This is a genomic window from Helicobacter pylori, from assembly GCF_016755635.1.
Taxonomy (GTDB): Bacteria; Campylobacterota; Campylobacteria; order Campylobacterales; family Helicobacteraceae; genus Helicobacter; species Helicobacter pylori_CQ.
Genome location: NZ_CP051500.1, coordinates 810,582 through 829,259 on the forward strand (window position 1 = coordinate 810,582; position 18,678 = coordinate 829,259).

23 protein-coding genes and 1 pseudogene are annotated in these 18,678 nt (G+C 38.2%); 6 read left to right on the top strand and 18 right to left on the bottom strand.

The genetic code is table 11. The annotated features are described in order from the left end of the window. Positions 1 to 17: 17 nt before the first annotated feature. The 12 genes from tig to HG567_RS03800 form a co-directional block, all read right to left on the bottom strand. Positions 18 to 1,373: a trigger factor gene (tig, locus tag HG567_RS03750; protein WP_202164012.1), complete on the bottom strand. Its 1,356-nt coding sequence runs from the start codon at positions 1,371 to 1,373 to the stop codon at positions 18 to 20. A gap of 111 nt (positions 1,374 to 1,484) precedes the next feature. Then, positions 1,485 to 2,321 (bottom strand): outer membrane protein, encoded by an 837-nt coding sequence (locus HG567_RS03755; protein ID WP_202140201.1) that lies wholly within the window; start codon positions 2,319 to 2,321, stop codon positions 1,485 to 1,487. Positions 2,322 to 2,353: 32 nt separating this feature from the next. Next, entirely contained in the window at positions 2,354 to 3,136 is a 783-nt protein-coding gene (gene hpaA, locus HG567_RS03760) for a flagellar sheath lipoprotein HpaA (protein ID WP_202140202.1), read from the bottom strand. Between the two features lie 112 nt (positions 3,137 to 3,248). Then, positions 3,249 to 3,725: a cyclic pyranopterin monophosphate synthase MoaC gene (gene moaC / locus HG567_RS03765; RefSeq protein WP_001131537.1), complete on the bottom strand. Its 477-nt coding sequence runs from the start codon at positions 3,723 to 3,725 to the stop codon at positions 3,249 to 3,251. 9 nt (positions 3,726 to 3,734) lie between these two features. Beyond that, a complete protein-coding gene (gene mog / locus HG567_RS03770) occupies positions 3,735 to 4,265 on the bottom strand; it encodes a molybdopterin adenylyltransferase (protein WP_001193314.1) in 531 nt (176 codons plus the stop codon). 12 nt (positions 4,266 to 4,277) lie between these two features. Then, complete coding sequence (locus HG567_RS03775; RefSeq protein WP_120889142.1) at positions 4,278 to 4,715, bottom strand: molybdopterin synthase catalytic subunit; 438 nt, start codon at positions 4,713 to 4,715, stop codon at positions 4,278 to 4,280. Then, complete coding sequence (locus tag HG567_RS03780; RefSeq protein WP_198935923.1) at positions 4,716 to 4,937, bottom strand: MoaD/ThiS family protein; 222 nt, start codon at positions 4,935 to 4,937, stop codon at positions 4,716 to 4,718. A 74-nt stretch (positions 4,938 to 5,011) separates the two neighbouring features. After that, complete coding sequence (gene ribA / locus HG567_RS03785) at positions 5,012 to 5,590, bottom strand: GTP cyclohydrolase II (RefSeq protein ID WP_015644228.1); 579 nt, start codon at positions 5,588 to 5,590, stop codon at positions 5,012 to 5,014. Between the two features lie 88 nt (positions 5,591 to 5,678). Beyond that, complete coding sequence (locus tag HG567_RS03790) at positions 5,679 to 6,416, bottom strand: DUF3943 domain-containing protein (RefSeq protein ID WP_237392968.1); 738 nt, start codon at positions 6,414 to 6,416, stop codon at positions 5,679 to 5,681. After that, entirely contained in the window at positions 6,391 to 6,528 is a 138-nt protein-coding gene (locus HG567_RS07770; protein ID WP_237392948.1) for a hypothetical protein, read from the bottom strand. The genes HG567_RS03790 and HG567_RS07770 overlap by 26 nt, the downstream gene beginning before the upstream one ends. Before the next feature lie 78 nt (positions 6,529 to 6,606). Next, positions 6,607 to 7,641, bottom strand: a complete 1,035-nt coding sequence (locus HG567_RS03795) for a bifunctional 3,4-dihydroxy-2-butanone 4-phosphate synthase/GTP cyclohydrolase II (RefSeq protein ID WP_202139254.1) — start codon at positions 7,639 to 7,641, stop codon at positions 6,607 to 6,609. 163 nt (positions 7,642 to 7,804) lie between these two features. Then, positions 7,805 to 8,665 (bottom strand): glycosyltransferase family 25 protein, encoded by an 861-nt coding sequence (locus tag HG567_RS03800; RefSeq protein ID WP_202139255.1) that lies wholly within the window; start codon positions 8,663 to 8,665, stop codon positions 7,805 to 7,807. 81 nt (positions 8,666 to 8,746) lie between these two features. Here HG567_RS03800 and HG567_RS03805 point away from each other — a divergent pair, with 81 nt between their 5' ends. Beyond that, entirely contained in the window at positions 8,747 to 9,367 is a 621-nt protein-coding gene (locus HG567_RS03805) for a M48 family metallopeptidase (RefSeq protein WP_202139256.1), read from the top strand. Positions 9,368 to 9,377: 10 nt separating this feature from the next. Here the strand turns inward: HG567_RS03805 and HG567_RS03810 are convergent. The 6 genes and pseudogenes from HG567_RS03810 to HG567_RS03835 form a co-directional block, all read right to left on the bottom strand. Beyond that, positions 9,378 to 11,755 (bottom strand): annotated as a pseudogene (locus HG567_RS03810) (TonB-dependent receptor family protein). Positions 11,756 to 11,948: 193 nt separating this feature from the next. Continuing rightward, on the bottom strand, positions 11,949 to 12,308 hold the full coding sequence (acpS, locus tag HG567_RS03815) for a holo-ACP synthase (RefSeq protein WP_001960684.1): 360 nt from the start codon (positions 12,306 to 12,308) through the stop codon (positions 11,949 to 11,951). A 6-nt stretch (positions 12,309 to 12,314) separates the two neighbouring features. Continuing rightward, complete coding sequence (gene fliL / locus HG567_RS03820; RefSeq protein ID WP_156539329.1) at positions 12,315 to 12,866, bottom strand: flagellar basal body-associated protein FliL; 552 nt, start codon at positions 12,864 to 12,866, stop codon at positions 12,315 to 12,317. Positions 12,867 to 12,874: 8 nt separating this feature from the next. Further along, positions 12,875 to 13,477, bottom strand: coding sequence for a 16S rRNA (guanine(966)-N(2))-methyltransferase RsmD (gene rsmD / locus HG567_RS03825; protein WP_202139258.1), 603 nt, complete (start codon positions 13,475 to 13,477; stop codon positions 12,875 to 12,877). Further along, a complete protein-coding gene (locus HG567_RS03830) occupies positions 13,456 to 13,782 on the bottom strand; it encodes a dihydroneopterin aldolase (RefSeq protein WP_202139259.1) in 327 nt (108 codons plus the stop codon). Before HG567_RS03830 ends, rsmD begins: the two co-directional genes overlap by 22 nt. 355 nt (positions 13,783 to 14,137) lie before the next feature. Continuing rightward, the gene (locus HG567_RS03835; protein WP_202140237.1) at positions 14,138 to 15,148 is read right to left on the bottom strand and encodes a class I SAM-dependent methyltransferase; all 1,011 of its coding nucleotides are present in this window, start codon (positions 15,146 to 15,148) and stop codon (positions 14,138 to 14,140) included. 132 nt (positions 15,149 to 15,280) lie between these two features. On the opposite strand from HG567_RS03835, the gene HG567_RS03840 reads away from it, so the two are divergent. The 5 genes from HG567_RS03840 to HG567_RS03860 are packed head-to-tail and all read left to right on the top strand — an operon-like array spanning position 15,281 to position 18,674. Then, complete coding sequence (locus HG567_RS03840) at positions 15,281 to 15,898, top strand: MBL fold metallo-hydrolase (RefSeq protein ID WP_202139260.1); 618 nt, start codon at positions 15,281 to 15,283, stop codon at positions 15,896 to 15,898. Next, positions 15,899 to 16,666 carry a HesA/MoeB/ThiF family protein gene (locus tag HG567_RS03845; protein ID WP_202139261.1) on the top strand — a complete coding sequence of 256 codons (768 nt, stop codon included), beginning with the start codon at positions 15,899 to 15,901 and terminating at the stop codon, positions 16,664 to 16,666. A gap of 15 nt (positions 16,667 to 16,681) precedes the next feature. Beyond that, positions 16,682 to 17,455, top strand: coding sequence for a flagellar motor stator protein MotA (gene motA / locus HG567_RS03850; protein ID WP_000366184.1), 774 nt, complete (start codon positions 16,682 to 16,684; stop codon positions 17,453 to 17,455). Between the two features lie 2 nt (positions 17,456 to 17,457). Continuing rightward, positions 17,458 to 18,231 (top strand): flagellar motor protein MotB, encoded by a 774-nt coding sequence (gene motB / locus HG567_RS03855; RefSeq protein ID WP_187849914.1) that lies wholly within the window; start codon positions 17,458 to 17,460, stop codon positions 18,229 to 18,231. After that, a complete protein-coding gene (locus HG567_RS03860) occupies positions 18,228 to 18,674 on the top strand; it encodes a hypothetical protein (protein WP_001081241.1) in 447 nt (148 codons plus the stop codon). Before motB ends, HG567_RS03860 begins: the two co-directional genes overlap by 4 nt. The last annotated feature ends 4 nt before the right edge of the window (positions 18,675 to 18,678 follow it).

Genomic DNA, 18,678 nt, shown 5'->3' on the forward strand with positions numbered 1-18,678 from the left:
CTCTCCTTTTTAGCTGTTCAACCCACTTGAGTTTTTTGAGCGTTAGGCCTCATTTTTTCCAAAATTTCTTGTTGCTCTTTAGGCAAGTTTTTATCCAACAAATAAGCCAACACCCTATCTTCAATCATCGCCATTTTCACCGCCGCTAACATGTTATTTTTGCGGTATTGCTCAATGAGACTTTCTGGGTTTTGCCCTGTCATCATCGCTTCATAATACAAAGTTTGAAAGACTTCATTATCATGCACGCCAATTTTTTCTTCCTTCGCTAAAGCGTCAATGATAAAAGTGATTTTCACGCTTTTTGTCGCATCGTTCCTAAAGCTCTCACGCTTTTCTTTGGCTTTTTCTTGACTTTCTTGTAAGGATTTGACTTCCGTAGCCTGCATGGAATAAAGAGCGTTCCTGAACAACAAATCCATTTCTTGCTCTATGATCGTTTTAGGCAAATCAAAAACGATCTTTTCATCTAAATTTTCAATCAATTTTTCTTTCAACTCTTCATTATAGAGCCTGGCTTTATTTTCTAAAAACAATTGCCCTTCAACCCTTTCTTTTAAAAGCTCTAAAGTCGCATTTTCTTCATTGGCTAAGACGATTTTAGCGAGTTCGTCATTGATTTCTAACGCTTCACGCGCTTGAATCTGGTGCAATTTCACTTTAAAAAGGGCTTCTTTGCCGGCTAAATGCTCTGCGTGGTATCCACTAGGGAAAGTCAAAGGGAATTCTTTTTCTTCACCCGCTTGCATGCCTAAAAGAGCCTTTTCAAAATATTCTAGCATTTGCTTACTGCCTAAAATCAAAGTGAAATTCTCAGCCTTGCCCCCTTCAAAAGGTGCATTATCTATAAAACCTTCAAAATCAATTATTAATTTATCGTCGTTTTGGGCTTTTCTTTGAGCGTCAGTATCCACAAATTTCGCGTAATCTTTAGCGAGCTGTTTCAAACGCTCATTAATTTTTTCTTCATTGGGGATTTCCACTCCCACGCTAGGCACGCACTCTTTGATCTTGTCTAAAACAATCGTGGGTTTTAAGCCAATATCCGCTTCTATTTCAAAATGCGTGTCTTTTTTTTCAAATTTAGTGAGATTGGGGCTACCGATTAAATCCTTATTTTCAATCCCTAATTCCTTAAAAGCGTTTTTCAAAACCTCTTGAATCATTTCTTCTTGAGCGTCTTGATCAATTTGGGCTTGATAACGGGTTTTCACTAAACTAAGGGGGACTTTACCTCTTCTAAAGCCATCAATTTTAACTTTTTGGGCGATTTTTTGAGCGATTTTATCATAACGCTTTTCTAAATTTTCAATGGAAGGTTTAGCGCTCAAACGGGCGTTAGCGGTGTCAATCTTTTTCACTTCAAGATTCATTTTTTTCCTTAATGGTTAAAAAATTAAATTTTTGTATCATTATAGCTTAATTTGTTTTAATTCCGGTTTATAAAAAGCGGTTTTAATTCTGGTTTTCAAAAATTTAAAAAACTAAAAATCATAAGTTGAAGTGAGATAGACAGAAATATTGCGCTTGAAATGAAGGGTGTATAAAGGGGTTTTAAAATAATCATTGGTTAAAAAAGGGATGCGCGCACCAAATTCTATCGCCCAATTCTTATACCTTGAAAAGCGGTAACGATACCCCACATTCAACATCACTTGAAACATGTAGGGGTGATAAACGCTTGAAGGATCTTTAGCCCACTTTTTAAAAATCTTTGTTTCATAAAACCAGGTTTCGCCCACGAAATTCATCCCTAAAATCAGCGTTCCGAAAGCGCGTTTGTATAAAAAGTCAGCTCCCGCGCCATAAAAAATAGCGTTGATAAAAGTCTCTTTTCTTTGCAACTTTTCTCTATAGCTTTTAGGGATTTGCGAACTCTCCCTCAAACTATCGCCTAAAACGCCTTTATTTTTAAGAAAAAACCCATAAGCATAATCCAAAGAGACATAAAAACGGAAGCCGTAGCGCTCTTTTTTAGGAAAAAATTGTTTATAGCCATAAATCAAACTGACTTCAGCAAAAGGAATGTTTCGGTATTTTGAATGGTTTTCAAATTTTTCCCTACTCTGTAGCCATGACATTTGCACCACGCTTGTGCCATAATAATGGGAGCTTTTGTCTATGTTAAAAAGTTTTCTTTTAGGCTTTTTAGGCTCAGCAAAACATGGGGGGTGGGTTTTACCCCTTAAACACTTCTTGGCTAAAAACCGCTGGTATCCTAGATATTCTTCTTTTGCAATCGTATAAGTAACCAGATCATCAGCCCTTAAATACACGCTCAAAAAGAACGCTAAAAACCCCTTTTTAAGCAATCTGTCCAAGCGTTCTTTGACTTACTTTTTTGATCGGTTTTTTATCGGTTTCTTTTGCCTTTTAATTCCTTGGCGTCTTTTTGATAAGATTCTAAATTCTTTTGAGTGAGTTTTTTGTCTATTTCTTGCATAATATTTGCAAAAATCTTATTCAAAGCGCTCTTGATCGCGTCATTAGAATTATCCGTTCCCTTAACCATAGTGCTAACTAACCCCCCACTATGGCTTGAATGGGTGGTTTTTAAGAATTTTTCTTGGATGTCCAACTCGCTCAAATCCATCGTAAAAGAATCCAAAGATTCCCCACTCATAGGCTCTAGTATGGTAACCTTAATAAACCCAGCCGGGATTAAAACCCCTTCCATTTTGTCCAAACCGGTGGAGAATAACAACCCGGGTTCTGATTTTTTCTGTATGGTCCTTTTAGGATCGGGGCGTAAAACAATTTCGCCATTCATAGCAACCGCCAAATACCCTTCTTTTTTTTGCGTGAAAGAAAAATCGTCTTTATCGCTGCTATCCACATTGATAACCTTATAACCCTGATTTTGCAAAATCTGTTCAACCTTGAGCGCGGTTTGATTCTTGAATTTGTTTTCATACTCTTTAGCAATATTATCGCTATATTGAAAAGCTGGCCTTAAAAGTAAAATCTTTTCATCTAACGCTTGAACTTTCTCGCTAGCTGGATGGTAATTCAATTTCAAAGCGACTTCATTGGTTTCAATAATATGCGGGCTGCATCCCACTAATAAAGCCACCACGCTCGCGCCTAAAAGGCATTTTTTCCATGCAAAATCTTTAAAATGATTATTTGCTTTCATTGTTCTATCCTTGATTGTAATATTTTAGACTTCTATAACAACAAAGCAACCAACACGCTTTTGTTGTCAAAATGTTATTTTACCCTAACATCTTTAGATTATTAGTTTTTTTCTATTTTTTAGCGTTATAATCCCCGCTTTTGCCTCCACTTTTATATTCCAACATCACACCGCTAATTGTCATGCTCTTATCAATGGCTTTCACCATGTCATAAATGGTTAAAAGCCCTACGCTCACACTCATTAGCGCTTCCATTTCTACGCCCGTTTTAGCTTGAGTTTTGACTCTCGCATAGAGTTTAAAACTACAAGTCTCTTTTTCTTCTAAAATATCAATATCCACCCCATTGAGCATGATTGGATGGCACATGGGAATGAGCTCGCTTGTCTTTTTAGCCCCCATGATCCCAGCAATAATAGCGGTCTGTAACACCGGACCCTTTTTGACGCCATGATTGATAATAGCGTCATAAGCCTCTTTATTCATGCTGATACGACCGCTTGCTAGAGCGATTCTTTCAGTGGTTTCCTTATCCCCTATATCCACCATTTTAGGCTGATTTTCTTCGTTCAAATGAGTGAGCGGCATTTTTTTATCCTATTGTTTGGGGCGAAACGCTTGAATGTTTTTTTCATTCACTTGCATGTAATTCCCTAAAATCAAATCCACGCAATAAGGAATTGCTGGAAAAACCGCTTCTAAACACTCTCTAATGCTTTTTGGCTTACCAGGAAGATTGATAATCAAACTCTTATTCCTAATGCCAGCGCTCTGGCGCGATAGGATCGCTGTAGGCACGTATTTTAAGCTAGTCATTCGCATAAGCTCTCCAAAACCAGGAAGCATTTTTTGGCACACCTTTTCTGTGGCTTCTGGGGTTATGTCTCTTAAAGCAGGGCCTGTGCCTCCTGTAGTAACGACTAGATCGCATTGGTATTCATCGCACATTTTAATGAGCGATTTTTCAATCAAATCCCTTTCATCAGCGACAATTTCATAATGAAATTCTAAAGGATTGAGCAGATATTCGCTCAACACTTCTTGTATCGCCTTCCCGCTTAAATCTTCATAAATCCCTTTTGACGCCCTATCGCTCGCGCTCAAAACGCCTATATGAATCGTTTGCACTTTAACTCCTTTTTAAGCTAAAAGCCCGCTCCCTTTTAAAGGGTGGCTTCTTTCTTTAGCGTAAATGCGTTTATTATCAATCAAATCGTATTTCCAAATAGGGGCGTTACGCTTAAAATCTTCAATAAAATCTTCGTATAGTTCTAAGGCGTTTTTTCTATTCTTTCCCATTAAAACGCATAAAAATGAGCTTTGTCCTATCAAAACATCGCCCAGGCTGTGCGCCATTTTTAACACCACGCCCAAATCTTTGGCTTTATGGTGCCATTTTTCAAACCAAGTCTTTAATAGCGCTTCATAAATATCAAAACTCAAGCCTTGAATGTTATCCTCTTTTCTCACAATCCCCACAAACACACAAAACGCTCCAAAGTTTTTAATGCAAGCTTCCTCTTGATAGGCTTTCAAAAGCTTGTCAGTATCCAATGCCCCTTGAATGATTTTTAACACCTAGCCCCCACAAACCGGTGGCAACAAACTTACCACATCGCCATCTTTTAAAGGCGTGTTTAAATTGTCTATTAAGTGATCATTAAGGGCTATCGTGCAAACGCCCAACCACTCTTTTAGGCCCTCTTTTTCCTGTAAAATCGCTCTTAATTCTTTCAAATCATTCGCTTTGATGAAAAAATTTTCTTCTTTTATGGGTCCAAAAAATCGCACTTCTACCATCATTTACCCTTATATTCAATCTTTTAAAGCATGATTTTAATATTTTTAAAACCTCTTTAAAGCGCTCATAATTTTCACAATAAATGCCCCATTTTGAGCTTTTTGACTTCCAAATACCCTTGATTGTGTTCGTTAGCGCACACGATCAAACTCTCTCTTGTTACTTCAGCGTATTTTTCTAAAGCGGCGATTTTTTTAGGGTTATTCGTGAGTAAGCGCATTTTTTTAATGCCGTAATATTCTAAAATTTCACCCGCAACACTATAATCCCTTTCATCGTCTTTAAACCCTATCATTTCATTGGCTTGAATGGTATCATAGCCTTTATCCTGTAAAGCGTAGGCATTGACTTTATTAAATAGCCCTATCCCACGCCCTTCTTGGCGCAAATAAATCACTAGCCCCCCTTCTTTAGAAATCCTTTCTAACGCCATTTGCAACGCCCCTCCGCAATCGCATTTTTGAGAGCCTAGAGCATCACCCGTTAAGCATTCTGAATGCAAACGCACTAAGGGGTTTTGAGAAAAATTAGGGGTGAAAATCACTAAATGATCTTTAGAGCCATTAGAACCCTTTTCTCTAAAACACTGGATATAAAACTCCCCAAATTGAGTGGGTAATTTGGCTTGGTTAGAGACTTCTAATCGTTTCAAGGATACTCCTAAAATTAGTTTTAAAACGCGTCTTTTAAAAAAAGGTATTCTATCAAAACTCTTTATAATTTTCTTAAATTTTAAATTCTTAAAATTTGTAAGTCAAATTCAAACCATTGGGGCTTAAATTAGAACGGATTTCATGTTTATTATAAATCCCTAAAGCTTCCCCAAGCCCTAAATCCCTAATGATAAAACCGATAGGATCCATAAGAGCGATAACCAAACGCCCTAAAAATAAAGAGCCAAAAAGCCTGCCTTCGTTGCGTTGGATATAGCGCGTGAGCTGATAAAACCCTTCCCCTAAAATGGAGCCTAATAAAGGCGTGATCACTAGATCCTGCCAGCTAGGCACTTCCACAAACGCTTCCAAGCCATATTCCCAAAAAAGCGTAGAAGTGATAAAAGAAAAAAACGCTGATGCCATCCAGCCAAACCCAGCCATGCGCGGTTGCATATAATACATAGCCCCAAAATAAGGGTGCAAAATTTCATTAAAAATAAAACTATCATTGTCTAGTTTTGGCCCCATGCGGACATTTTCAAACCAACTTTTGATCCCAAACTTTTCCTTATCCCAATTCGTTACGCTCTCTGGCATGAGATACAACCCCACAATCCCTATCACCAACGACACGCCCAAAATCCCAACACTCGTGCCTAAATATTTCCAACGGCTATTTGGGGCATAAGGGATCGTATTGCTCTTTTTAAACTTCTTTTTAAAGTGTTGCCAAATAAGATTTTTAGGGCTTCGTTTGAGCGTTTCTTCTAATTGAATGCTGTTAGCGTTTAAAAAACTACAGCCCAACCCCCAAACCACCACGCAAACTACCCAAATCTTTTGGAAGGTTTTTAGGAATATTTTCAATAATATTTTTAGGAATGTTTTTAATGAAATCAGCATAAACTCTATTATTACTCTCATCAGGTTGCAAACTTTATTGCTTGACTTAAAAAGAGTTTATTATACCTTAAAAACATTACAACACATTCAATAAAACTTAACAAGCCTCTTAAAGGCTAATCGTTTCTACAAGCTTAAGCCCAAACCCGCTCAAAGCCTTATACTGCCTGTCTTCAGAAGAGCTTAAAAGCCTGAAATCCTTTATCCCTAAATTTTTTAACACTAACGCCCCGATCCCAAAATCTTTAACGATATTGTTTTCTTTAGAATGCGTGTTCATAAAGATCAAATAGCCCCCTTCGCGCTTTAAATATTCTAAAGCCTTAAAAAACGCTTCAAACGCGCCAGTCGTTAAAAAATCAAAATCCTCTTTGATAGGGTGGAAACGCACTAAAGGGGCTAAATCATTGGTTTTTGTGCCCTTAAACTTAAAAGCGTAATGGTTTTTTTGCTGGTGGTCTAAAAAAGTGTAGCATTGCGTTTGGTGTTTTAAAAATTCCCTTTCTTCTTGGCAAAACATTTTCAGCAAACTTTCATTTTCCAAACGATAGCTAATCAAATCAGAAACATAGAGGGTTTTGAGGTTGTGCTTTAGGGCAAAATCGCTCAAAAATTTATCCCCCCTCCTCGCCATAGAGCCGTCTTCTTTCATGATTTCACAAATCACGCTCACGGGCTTTAATCCAGCCAATTTGCATAAATCCACGCTCGCTTCAGTATGGCCCGTGCGCGCTAACACGCCTCCATCTTTGGCGATTAAAGGAAAAATATGCCCCGGGCGCACAAAATCGCTAGGCTTGGTGGTGTCTTTACACAATAATTCAATCGTTAAATGCCTTTCAAAAGCAGAAATCCCGGTTTTGGCTTCTTTAGCATCAATAGAAACCGTGAAAGCGGTCTCATGGTTAGAATCATTCACGCTAACCATAGGGGGTAATTCAAATTTATTTGCTAAATCTTTGGTCAAAGACACGCAAATCAACCCCCTAGCATGCGTGGCCATGAAATTGATTTTCTCAGGGGTGGAAAAAATCCCGGCTAAAACCAAATCCCCCTCATTTTCTCTGTCTTCATCATCCATAACAATAAGCATTTCACCATTTTTATACGCTTCTAAAGCTTCAGTAACTCTTCTTAAGATCATTCTAACTCCCTAGTTTTATTCAATAATATTTAGTTTTATAAAAAAAGAAATATAGCATGTTTAATAACGATTATTACTTTATTGCTTTATTTAGATACAAACCGCTAAGCCTTTAAATCAATTGAATGAAACTTCCCCTATCATGCAAGAAATGCTCAAAGACTTATTCTAATGTTTGCCAATTCTGATTAATTTTTGGGCTATACCTAAAAACTTTATCCAAGATTTTAACCGCGCTTTTATGCAAAAAACGGCCAATCCTAATGCTTAAAGGTAATTTTTTAGGCCTTTGTTTTTCTGTGTTGGAATTTTGAGAATTCATTCCATCGCAAGCAATCGCAAATTCTTCTAACACATAATTTTTGACCCCATGCCAATAATGCCTATCCATCACGCAATCTATAGGCATCACCCATTCTTTCGCGCTGTATTTCAATAATTTTTGCGCGGCTTTGGGGGCTAAAACATACCCTTGAGTGCCAATGCCATCTTTAAAATTTAAGATTTGAGAAACCCCTTTAACGGGAGTTTTTTGTTTAGCCACATTTTCTTCTAAATGCATCAAACGGATATAGCCTAATTCGTTGATGTGCTGGCGGCAAAACTCCAGGCTCTCTTTAAAACGCTCTTTTATAATAATATCATCTTCTAAAATACAGATCGCTTCATTGAGTTCTATGCATTTTTGCCACAAGGAATAATGGCTCGCATAACACCCAAGCTCCCCAAACCCCATCCTCTTCCCGCAATGCTTGAGCGCGTAAAAGAAATTTTTGAACGTGCAAGGGGGGTGTTTTTTATTCTTACAAAAAGCCAATAAATCTTCAACCATAAAAGAAGGGTGCAAATGCTCTAAAATCAAGGGGTGCAATTGAGTGGGAGAGATTTTAGAATAAATCGCATCAAAAATTTCATAAGAGATCCCTTGAAGTTTAAGGCTCTCTAAAAGGGGGGTTATATGAGTTTCTTTTAAAGAAAAATTGTGACAGGTTTTGGGGCTTAAATGAATAATAAAAACACGCATGTTAGCCTTAATTCTTAATGCAAATAAAATCAATATTAAACAGACTTACATTCTAGCGCAAATTTTAGTAAAATACGCATCATGTTAGATGATATTCCTATTACCATTCAAAAAAGTGAAAAAATCAAAACCCTGAGCTTGAATATCACGCCCTCTTTAGAAGTGATTCTAAAAATGCCCAATTCTTGCTCTCAAACTAGAGCGAACGCTTTTTTAAAAGAACAAGAAGCTTGGCTAAAAAAAACCTTTTTAGCGATGCAAGAAAAACACTCCCTTTTACACTCGCGCCTAGAAACCTATCAAAACAAAATCCTTGTGTTTGATGAGGTCAAAAACGCCAACGATTACACCCTAACAGAGCTTAAAAAAATCTTAAAAACTTATTTGGAGCAAAAACTCCCCTTAATCGCTCAAAAAATGCAAACTTCCTATACCGGTTTTAATATTAGAAATAACGCTAAAGTTTTGGGGAGTTGCTCTTATCATAACCGCTTGAGTTTTGCTCTTTTACTGGTTTGCACTCAAAAAGAAGCGATTGATTATGTCATCATCCATGAACTCGCCCACACAATCCACAAAAACCATTCCAAAAATTTCTGGCGTTGCGTAAAAATCTTTTGCCCTAATTACTGCGCTCTAAGGGAGCGTTTAAAACAAAGGGTTGTCTTTTATACCCTACTGCTCAAGCCATTACAGCCATAAATGTTAAGCCTTAAAAATTATAGCTCACATACGCTGTGATGCTTCTGGGAGGTGCGGCTTCTTTCCCGTTAGGGCTAGTGCCTATCCCGCTAAACCAATATTTCATGTTAAAAATGTTATTGATTTGCAAGCTCGCATTAACGCTTTGCTTTTTGCGTTCCCACAAAGTGGTAGAAATTTGCAAATTCCACACCCAATAGTACGGCGTCATGCCCGCTGTTTTGGTAGTGATAGCGCCGTTTTTGATCGTGGGTGCGTATTCTGTAAAAGGCACGGTGTTTAACACATCGCTATAAGCACGGCTATAAAAGAAAGAACTCAACCCAATCGTGGTTTTAGCGTAAGTGTAGCTCGCGTCTAAAATGAATTGGTGCGGGCTGACAAAAGGGAGCTTTTTGCCAAAAATATCTTTTTTAGGCCCTTTAGGATTAGCAGGGTTAGTAACCATCGTGTGGCTGGTGATATTAGCGTCTATAAAAGTGTAAGCCGCATGGAAATTAAGCCCTCTAATAGGCGTGTAATAGAGTTCCAGCTCCACGCCTTGCGATCTCGCATTGACCGGCTCTTTATTATCCCCATAGCGCCCGGTAAAATAGTGATTTGCAAAAATCACAAAATAATTCGCATTAAAACTCACTTGATTGTTGAAATAATATCTTGAACCGCCCTCCATGACATTAAAGATTTGAAAATAATCCGTGCTTGTGCCTACAAAATTACCGATATTGCTGAATTGGGGCGGAATGTAGCTTCTTTGATAATTGAAATAAAACAACCAATCCTTAATGGGTTTATAGCCGACATTCAGCGCCGGATTGTATTGGTTATAACGATCTTTAATGGTTTTTCCTGTTTGACCTGCTTTAAAAGGGGGAGCGTATTTTTTTTCGTAATTTAAAAAAGTGTATCTCAAGCCTGGCGTGATCGTTAGCATGCCGTTATTGAAATTGATTTCATCGCTGACATACACGGCGGTATAATTGTTGAAATTATTGAGTGAAGTTCCTGCATCAAACCCACTCCCATTATTAGGCGTGCTAGGATTTTTCCTAGTGGTGGATCGGCGGTATAAATCTTCAGTTAAAAACCGCATTCCCATGTTAAAAGTTTGTTTGACTTTACCGGTATTGACGATAAGATTGAGTTTTGGCTCAAAGGCATTCACTACGAATCGGCGGATATTGTCAAAAAATTGCCAGCAAGGGCTATTCGTGTCGCTATAAGAATACAAACCGCAATTAGGGTTTTTCGTGCTAATTTCTCCTTTTCCTTTAAAGGGTAAAATCTTATTTTGACTGCTCATATACACGCTTTGTATTGGTTGGAAAAACCAAAATCCCTACTCATGTCATGCGTGAAATAAGTGAATTTAAAATCGCCCCCCACTTTCCTATCCGGATCGCCAAAGTAGTTTTGATACACGATCCCAAAGCGCTTGGCTCGCCCTCCATCTTGATTGTCAGGGCGTTCATTAATAAAGCGGTTATAGGCATAATCTTGCGCGCTCAAAGTGCCTGGATGGTAAGAGTTGTATTGATAATATTGGTAATAAGCTTTAAAAGTATTGGTCGCATTAATCTTATAGATCGCATCAAGCAAGTAATTCTGCACCTTTGTAGGGCTATTTTGCCTAAAACCTTGCCCATTAATCCAATTGCCTTGAGCGCTAATGCCTACATACTTACCAAACATCCCAGCCGTTCGCCCATAAGTGTTAAACAGCATCTGATTGCCTAAGGTTTGGGCTAAAGGCTTGCCTTTTTCTTTGGGATCGACAAAATTCCCATTAGAGGATCGCCCCCAAAAAGTGATCCTTTCAGCCGCTTGATTTTCCCACTCTTTAGGGATTTCTTTAGTGATAACATTCACCACGCCTCCAAAAGTGTTAGGGCCGTATTGGACGCTCGTGCCACCCTTAATCACATCAATCCTATCCACTGACTGGAAAGTTACAGGGAAAATCGCCAGTTCAATATTAGAATACGGCGCGCCATAAATGGGGATACCATTGACTAAAATCATGCCCGTGTTGCTATGCCCGTTACCGCCCCCACCAAAACCGCGCACCGAAATTTTAGGCAGCACGCCTGTGCCTGTAGCGTCTCTGATTTGAATTCCTGGCACATTTTGCAAGGCGTTTTCAATATTCAAATTACCCGTTTTTTTGAGTTCTTTGTTGGAAATCACCGTGCGAGAGCTTGTGGAATTGCGCACCTCTTCGCTTTGATATGAAAGCGGTGCACTTGGATTGAATTTTTGCTCGGTGGTTGTAACTTTTTTTAAAAAATGGTGCTTATCTTTTGCGATCATAAAAGAACTAAAAGTCCAAAAAGTCAAAACGACCGACGCTAAAAAATATGGGGTTTTTACCCTCAAATAACCATTCATTATGATAACCTTTCTCATTTAATTCAAACCGATGCATACTATAAGAATAATTATTATAATCAGCTTAAGAATTGAAAATTAATCTTATTTATTTACAATTTGTTATCAAAACGATTTGAAAAAGGTTTTTAGTGTTTTTAAACAGCTAGCGTTTTTTAAAACAGAATGTTAGGGGGTTTTTAGAGCACGTTATTTATCTATTTGACGAAGAAACCATCACAACCGCTATCGCAAAACCAGCGTCATGGCTGATGCTCGCGCTCAAGCTTTGGATATTAAAATAATCCATTTTTTCTTTGGAAAGGGTGATTAAGGGGGCGTTTTTAGGGCTTTTAGAAATACGCATATCTAAAAAGCTCAATTCCTTACCAATGCCCACTTGAAGGGCTTTAGAGCAAGCTTCTTTGAGTGCGAAAAACCCGGCGATACTGCTAGATTTATCCTTGCATAAAACAATCTCGCTTGGCGATAAAAAACGCTCTAAAAACCTCATTTCAAAGCGTTTCACGCACTTTTCTATCCTAGCAATAGAGACAATATCTATGCCAATCATTTAAAATTATTGGATGATAAAGTCAGTGAAAAAGACATTTTTAATAAAGCCATCAATCAAAAACAAATTCAAATGGCTCTTAATTTCATCTTTAAGCTTGTTTTTGCCCTTGTTGGTAACCACTTCTTCCACGCTTTTAGACGATAGAATTTCTATAATCGTGTCTTTAATCGCTGTGTCCTTAACCTTGACTTCATTTAAAAGCTTTTCATTACTCAATTCTAACGAAATAGAAGCCTTAAGGTAGCGTCTGCCATTTTGAGAGACCAAATTCACCGCAAAAGGCGCATCAATCGCATACAAAGGCCCAAGCACCAGATATTGCTGGATATTAGAGCCTTCTTTAGCCTCTTGATTCTTGTTCGCCATAGGATTAGCTTGGACTTCTTGGGTGTTTTTAGAAGCGTTTTCTTTAGATTCTTCCTTATTCCCCATAAGCAACATGATAATCACCCCCACCAATAAAAGCATCACTAGCACGCTTCCAATAATGACAAATAAAAGGGCTTTGCTTTTTTTTTGGGGTTGTTGTGCGGTATTTTCTTGTTCTTCTGCCATGCCTATTCCTATTGAAAATAAGTTAAAGTGGTTTTCCCGAATTTTTTCTGTTTGATTATAGCTAAAGTTACAAGACTTTTAGGCATCTCATGCAGGCTTTCATGCTCAAAAACCACTAAAAGATTTTTTGGATTAGAGCGTTTCAATAACCTTTCTAAAGCTTGAAAACACTTTTCATAAATCCCTAAAAACCCGCTCGTTTCAAAAGGAGGATCAAAATAAAGGATATTCAAAACGCCATTTTTTAAACACAGAGCGGGCAAAAGCTTGAAAGCGTCATCTAAAAAGGTTTGAATTTCCATTTCCTTTTTCAGGCGGTTTTTAAAAAGGGAAATATTTTCTAAAAGCGTTTTATAAGCGTCTTTATTTTGCTCAAAAAACACCGCACTTTTAGCCCCCCTACTCAAAGCCTCTAAACCCATAGAAGCGCTGCCTGAAAACACTTCTATAAAATGCGCTCCTATAATTTCTGCTTGCAAGGTGTTAAAAAACGACTCTCTTACGATCGCTTTGGTGGGGCGCGTGCTAGAAATGTTAGGCAAATTCAAGCCTAATCCCTTACAAGCCCCCCCAATGATCTTAAATTTTTTTACTGGCTGATGATTTGGCATAATTTTTGGGTGTATTCTTCTAGTAATTGCTGAATCTTTTGCTCTTTAGAAATTTTCATTTCTTCGCAAGGTTTTTCGCTAGTCTTTAAAGTGCGATAAAAATTTTTTACATCTTCTTTCACGCTTTGTTTGGTGAAAGGCTTTCTTAAATGCTCTTCTATAAAGCATAGGGGCTTATTAATCTCTAGCGTTTCATCATCGCTTAAAACAAGATCGCAAACTTCCACAGAAGAGAGACAATCGCTCAAATAAAATTCCAAACTCCTTTGAATCAACAAAGACTTGCAAGAAAGAAAAATTTTCAAAAAACCCCTTTTACCTCATCAATAGACTTAAATTATTTCAAATTATAGCAATTCTTTCTTTTAAACACCAATATTAAATAAATAAATAAACTCAAAAAGTGTTTCATTTTATAAAAAAGAAAAACAGAATGTTAAAAATAAAGCTCAAATAACATCTTTTTTTTTTTTTTGGTATAATGCCGCTTAAGGTAAGAGCGAAAGGCGTATTATATTCCTTCCTTCTTTACTATAACTTAGCATTTTAATCAACTTTTTCATTAAAATGTCCTGACGCTCTTACCTTTCCCCCTTTAAAAATACGCAAACTCTTTATTATTATTATTAATTATTATTAGATTGTCAAAATGCTTTTAATTTACATTTTATTTTTTTTCACAAACTCTAACGCTTTGAAACGCTCCCCCAAGCCCCCAGGGCTAATTAGGGGCTTGATTTTAGCCGCTTCTTTTAAATACCTTTCATAACTCACGCTCTTTGAAAATGTTTCTAACAATCCCATAAGCCCCATATCCAATAAAGCGTTAGCCTGCGTTTTAAAGAATGAAAATCGCGCGTGGTGTTTTTCAAACAAAAAGTGCACCAAAGAAAAATTGACATCATAGGTCAAATCGCTTTGCTGATACAAAGAAGCCAGATGGTTTAAAATATCCTTAAAATCTAATACTTGGTGGTTTTTAAAAGCCCTTAAATGCAGGTCCTTTCGCTCTGTTTCATCGCCATAATCAAAGCTCAAAAACACCCAAGAAGAAGCCTGATTTAATTTTTCTAACAAATCCTTAATGAAAGCCTCTAAAAACAACGGCGCGCACCCTTGTTTTAAATCCAAATTTTTAAGAAGTTCTTTAGTGGGTTCATTAATATCGCCCCAAACGCCCTGATGATCATGGGTAATAAAAAGCATTTTGTTATCTTTAACAATCTCACAAGCGAATGCGTCAAACAATTCATTAGAGATAACAAACGCATTTTCATGCCCCTTGAAATATAGATCTTTCAGATCGCAGATCATCAAATCCAATTGCGTGGCTTGTTTGAAAATGGTTCGTTGGAGTTTTTGCAATTCCTTTAAAGGCTCGCAGCTGACAAACTCGCATTTTTCCATTACGCCCACGCTCAAAGCGTTTAAAAAACTGGCTATATCGCTCAAAAAATGCCCATGATGAGCGCCAATTTCTACAATTTTTAAAGGCAAAAATAATTTTTCTTCTTCTAAAAGCTTGATGATATAAAACGCCATAGCGCCCCCAAAAAACTTACTCAAAGACACCGAAGTGTAAAAATCCCCTTTTTGACCGATTAGCGCCTTTCTGTAATACCCCTTTTCTCCATAAAGCCACTCTTGCATGTAATTCCCAAACGAACGCACGATTTTCCTTTCATTCAAACTCATCTCAACCAACAATAATAGAAGCGCTATTCTAGTCAAAATCGCCTTATTTTTGCGCTATGATATTCAATCATAATGACTTTTTAGGCTAGTTTGAAGGGAGTTTAGAGTTTGGAAATTTTAAGGCGAGAATGTGGGGCGGTGGAAGAAAACGCTTATATTGTGAAGCTTTCTAGTGGGATAGATTTTATCATTGATCCCGGATTTTCTAGCAGCGAATGGGTGTTAGAAAACGCCAAAAACCCTAAGGCGATTTTAATCACGCATGGGCATTATGATCATGTATGGGATAGCGCTCAATTGTCAAAAGCCCTTAAAGACACCCCCATTTACGCCCCAAAAGACGATGTGTTCATGCTAGAAAATGATATTTTCCATTTGGGCATGCCGGTTTTTAGCCCTTCGTTTAGTGTGCCTTGCAATAAGGGTTGCACCACTTTAGAGATAGCAAACACTACCATTAAATATTGGCATTTTCCCGGACACACGCCCGGTTGTTCTATCATAGAAATAGAAGGGGTGATTTTTAGCGGGGATTTTATTTTCTATCGCAGCATTGGCCGCTATGATTTCCCTTATTCTAATGAAAAAGACATGAAAGAGTCCTTGATAAGGTTTCAAAATTTAGATTTTTCTAAAGACATAGAAATTTATCCAGGGCATGGGGATAAAACAAGTTTTTTTGCTGAAAGAGAGCATTCTAAAATTTGGGTTTCAAGGATGGCTTAATTGCTAAGCCGGCTAGACAAAGAGCGTTATTTGCGCCATATCATGCTAGAAGATGTGGGCGAAGAAGGCCAATTGAAGCTTTTAAAATCTAGCGTTTTAGTCATTGGAGCTGGTGGGCTTGGATCAGCGGTTTTGATGTATTTGTGTGCCGCTGGGATAGGAAAAATAGGCATTGTAGATTTTGATGTGCTAGATGTGAGTAATTTGCAACGCCAAATCATCCATTCACAGGATTTTTTAAACCAACCTAAAGTCTCTAGCGCGAAAGCGCGCTTAAAACAACTCAATGCTAGTATTGAAATAGAGGCTTTTGAAGAACGCTTTAAGGCTCATAACGCTCTTTCTCTCATAGAACCTTACGATTTTATCATAGACGCTACAGACAATTTTAACGCTAAATTTTTGATCAATGACGCTTGCGTGTTAGCCCAAAAACCCTATTCGCATGCCGGGGTTTTAAAATACAGGGGGCAAAGCATGAGCGTTTTACCCCATAGTGCATGCTTAGCGTGTGTTTTTGATAAGCCCCCTAAAAAGGGATTGAATCCTACTTCAGGGCTTTTTGGGGTCTTACCTGGGGTTTTAGGGTGTATCCAAGCGAGCGAATGCCTAAAATATTTTTTAGGGTTTGAAACTTTACTTATAAATACTTTACTTATAGCCGATATTAAAACGATGGATTTTAAAAAAATTCAAGCACCCAAAAACCCTGAATGTAGGGTTTGTGGCACGCATAAAATCACGCATTTACAAGATTATGAAATTTAGATTAAGGGGTAAGTTTTGGATTTATCAACCATACTAGGCTTGGTATTGGCGGTCGCTTCTATTTCGCTAGGCGATATTTTAGAAGATGGCAACCCGTTGCACATTATCCATTTGAGTTCAGTCATTATCATCGTGCCTACTTCGCTTTTTGCCGCCATGACAGGCACGCATGCTCGTTACGTGAAAGCCGCTTACAAAGAGATAAAAATTGTTTTTTTAAACCCTAAAATCAATTTGAACGAAACCATTAAAAATTTAGTGGAATTAGCCACTTTAGCCAGAAAAGATGGGGTGTTGAGTTTGGAGGGGCGGGTGGCGCAAATTGAAGACGATTTCACCCGCAATGGCTTGTCTATGATCATAGATGGCAAGGATTTAAAATCCGTTAAGGAAAGCTTAGAAATCAGCATTGAAGAAATGGAAGAGTATTACCACGGCGCCGCTCATTATTGGGAGACTGCCGGTGAGACCGCTCCTACTATGGGGTTAGTGGGGGCGGTTATGGGGCTTATGCTAGCCTTGCAAAAACTGGACAATCCGGCTGAAATGGCAGCAGGGATCGCTGGGGCATTTACGGCCACTGTTACAGGGATTATGTGCGCTTATGCGATTTTTGGCCCTTTTGGGCATAAGCTCAAGGCTAAATCTAAAGACATTATCAAAGAAAAAACCGTTCTTTTAGAGGGGATTTTAGGCATCGCTAATGGGGAAAATCCAAGGGATTTAGAAAACAAACTCTTAAACTACATCGCTCCCGGTGAGCCTAAAAAATCTCAATTTGAGGGCTAAAGATGGCTAAGAAAAACAAACCCACCGAATGCCCCGCCGGCGAGAAATGGGCGGTTCCTTATGCGGACTTTTTGTCGTTGTTGCTCGCGCTTTTTATCGCTCTTTATGCCATTTCAGCGGTCAATAAATCCAAAGTGGAAGCCTTAAAAACCGAATTCATTAAGATTTTTAATTACGCCCCTAAGCCAGAGGCGATGCAGCCGGTTGTAGTGATCCCGCCTGATTCAGGGAAAGAAGAAGAGCAAATGGCGAGCGAAAGCTCCAAACCGGCTTCGCAAAATACCGAAACAAAAGCCACTATCGCTCGCAAAGGCGAAGGCAGTGTTTTAGAGCAAATTGATCAAGGCTCTGTTTTAAAGCTCCCCTCTAGTTTGTTGTTTGAAAACGCCACTTCAGACGCTATCAATCAAGACATGATGCTTTATCTTGAACGGATCGCTAAAATCATTCAAAAACTCCCTAAAAGGGTGCATATCAATGTGAGAGGTTTTACGGATAATACGCCTTTAGTTAAAACCCGTTTTAAAAGCCACTATGAATTAGCCGCCAATCGCGCTTATAGGGTGATGAAAGTCCTTATGCAATACGGCGTGGATCCTAACCAATTGTCTTTTTCTTCTTATGGCTCTACCAACCCTATCGCGCCTAATGACTCCCTAGAAAACAGAATGAAAAACAATCGTGTGGAAATCTTTTTTTCAACCGATGCGAACGATTTGAGTAAAATCCATTCTATTTTAGATGAAGAATTCAATCCCCACAAACAGCAAGAATGAATCGCATGAATAAAAATTATCTTTTAATCTTTTTGTTGTTAGCGAGCCTTGTTGCTAGAGAAAAGGACGCTTCTTCAAACCTTTTTGATTTGATTGATAAAGGGATCAACAGAGAACAAGAATTAAAAGAGCAGGAGCAAAAAACGCGCTTAAAACTGGCTCAAAGCCCTTTAGTGGCTTTAGAGATTGTCCCCCAAGAAACGCCCTATTTAGAATGGCAAGGGGCTAGGGAATCGTATTATTTAAAGGTGAGTGCTGTCGTGGAGAGCGTGGTTATCTTAAAAATTGACATCAATCAAGGGCGTTCTTGCTCGCTCTACCCCACGCCTAAAAGCGTTTCTTTAGTGAGGAATCAAAGCGTAGCCTATGAAATTTTATGCGAAAATCAGCCGCTATGGATAGAAGTGAGCACCAATTTAGGCAAACGCACCTTTCAGTTTTAACCTG

Coding starts and splice junctions, on each gene's coding strand:
- tig (WP_202164012.1), bottom strand. CDS start 1,373: ATGAATCTTGAAGTGAAAAAGATTGACACCGCTAACGCCCGTTTGAGC.
- hpaA (WP_202140202.1), bottom strand. CDS start 3,136: ATGAAAGCAAATAATCATTTTAAAGATTTTGCATGGAAAAAATGCCTT.
- moaC (WP_001131537.1), bottom strand. CDS start 3,725: ATGCCGCTCACTCATTTGAACGAAGAAAATCAGCCTAAAATGGTGGAT.
- HG567_RS03780 (WP_198935923.1), bottom strand. CDS start 4,937: ATGGTAGAAGTGCGATTTTTTGGACCCATAAAAGAAGAAAATTTTTTC.
- HG567_RS03795 (WP_202139254.1), bottom strand. CDS start 7,641: ATGATCTTAAGAAGAGTTACTGAAGCTTTAGAAGCGTATAAAAATGGT.
- HG567_RS03800 (WP_202139255.1), bottom strand. CDS start 8,665: ATGCGTGTTTTTATTATTCATTTAAGCCCCAAAACCTGTCACAATTTT.
- HG567_RS03805 (WP_202139256.1), top strand. CDS start 8,747: ATGTTAGATGATATTCCTATTACCATTCAAAAAAGTGAAAAAATCAAA.
- acpS (WP_001960684.1), bottom strand. CDS start 12,308: ATGATTGGCATAGATATTGTCTCTATTGCTAGGATAGAAAAGTGCGTG.
- fliL (WP_156539329.1), bottom strand. CDS start 12,866: ATGGCAGAAGAACAAGAAAATACCGCACAACAACCCCAAAAAAAAAGC.
- rsmD (WP_202139258.1), bottom strand. CDS start 13,477: ATGCCAAATCATCAGCCAGTAAAAAAATTTAAGATCATTGGGGGGGCT.
- motB (WP_187849914.1), top strand. CDS start 17,458: ATGGCTAAGAAAAACAAACCCACCGAATGCCCCGCCGGCGAGAAATGG.
- HG567_RS03860 (WP_001081241.1), top strand. CDS start 18,228: ATGAATCGCATGAATAAAAATTATCTTTTAATCTTTTTGTTGTTAGCG.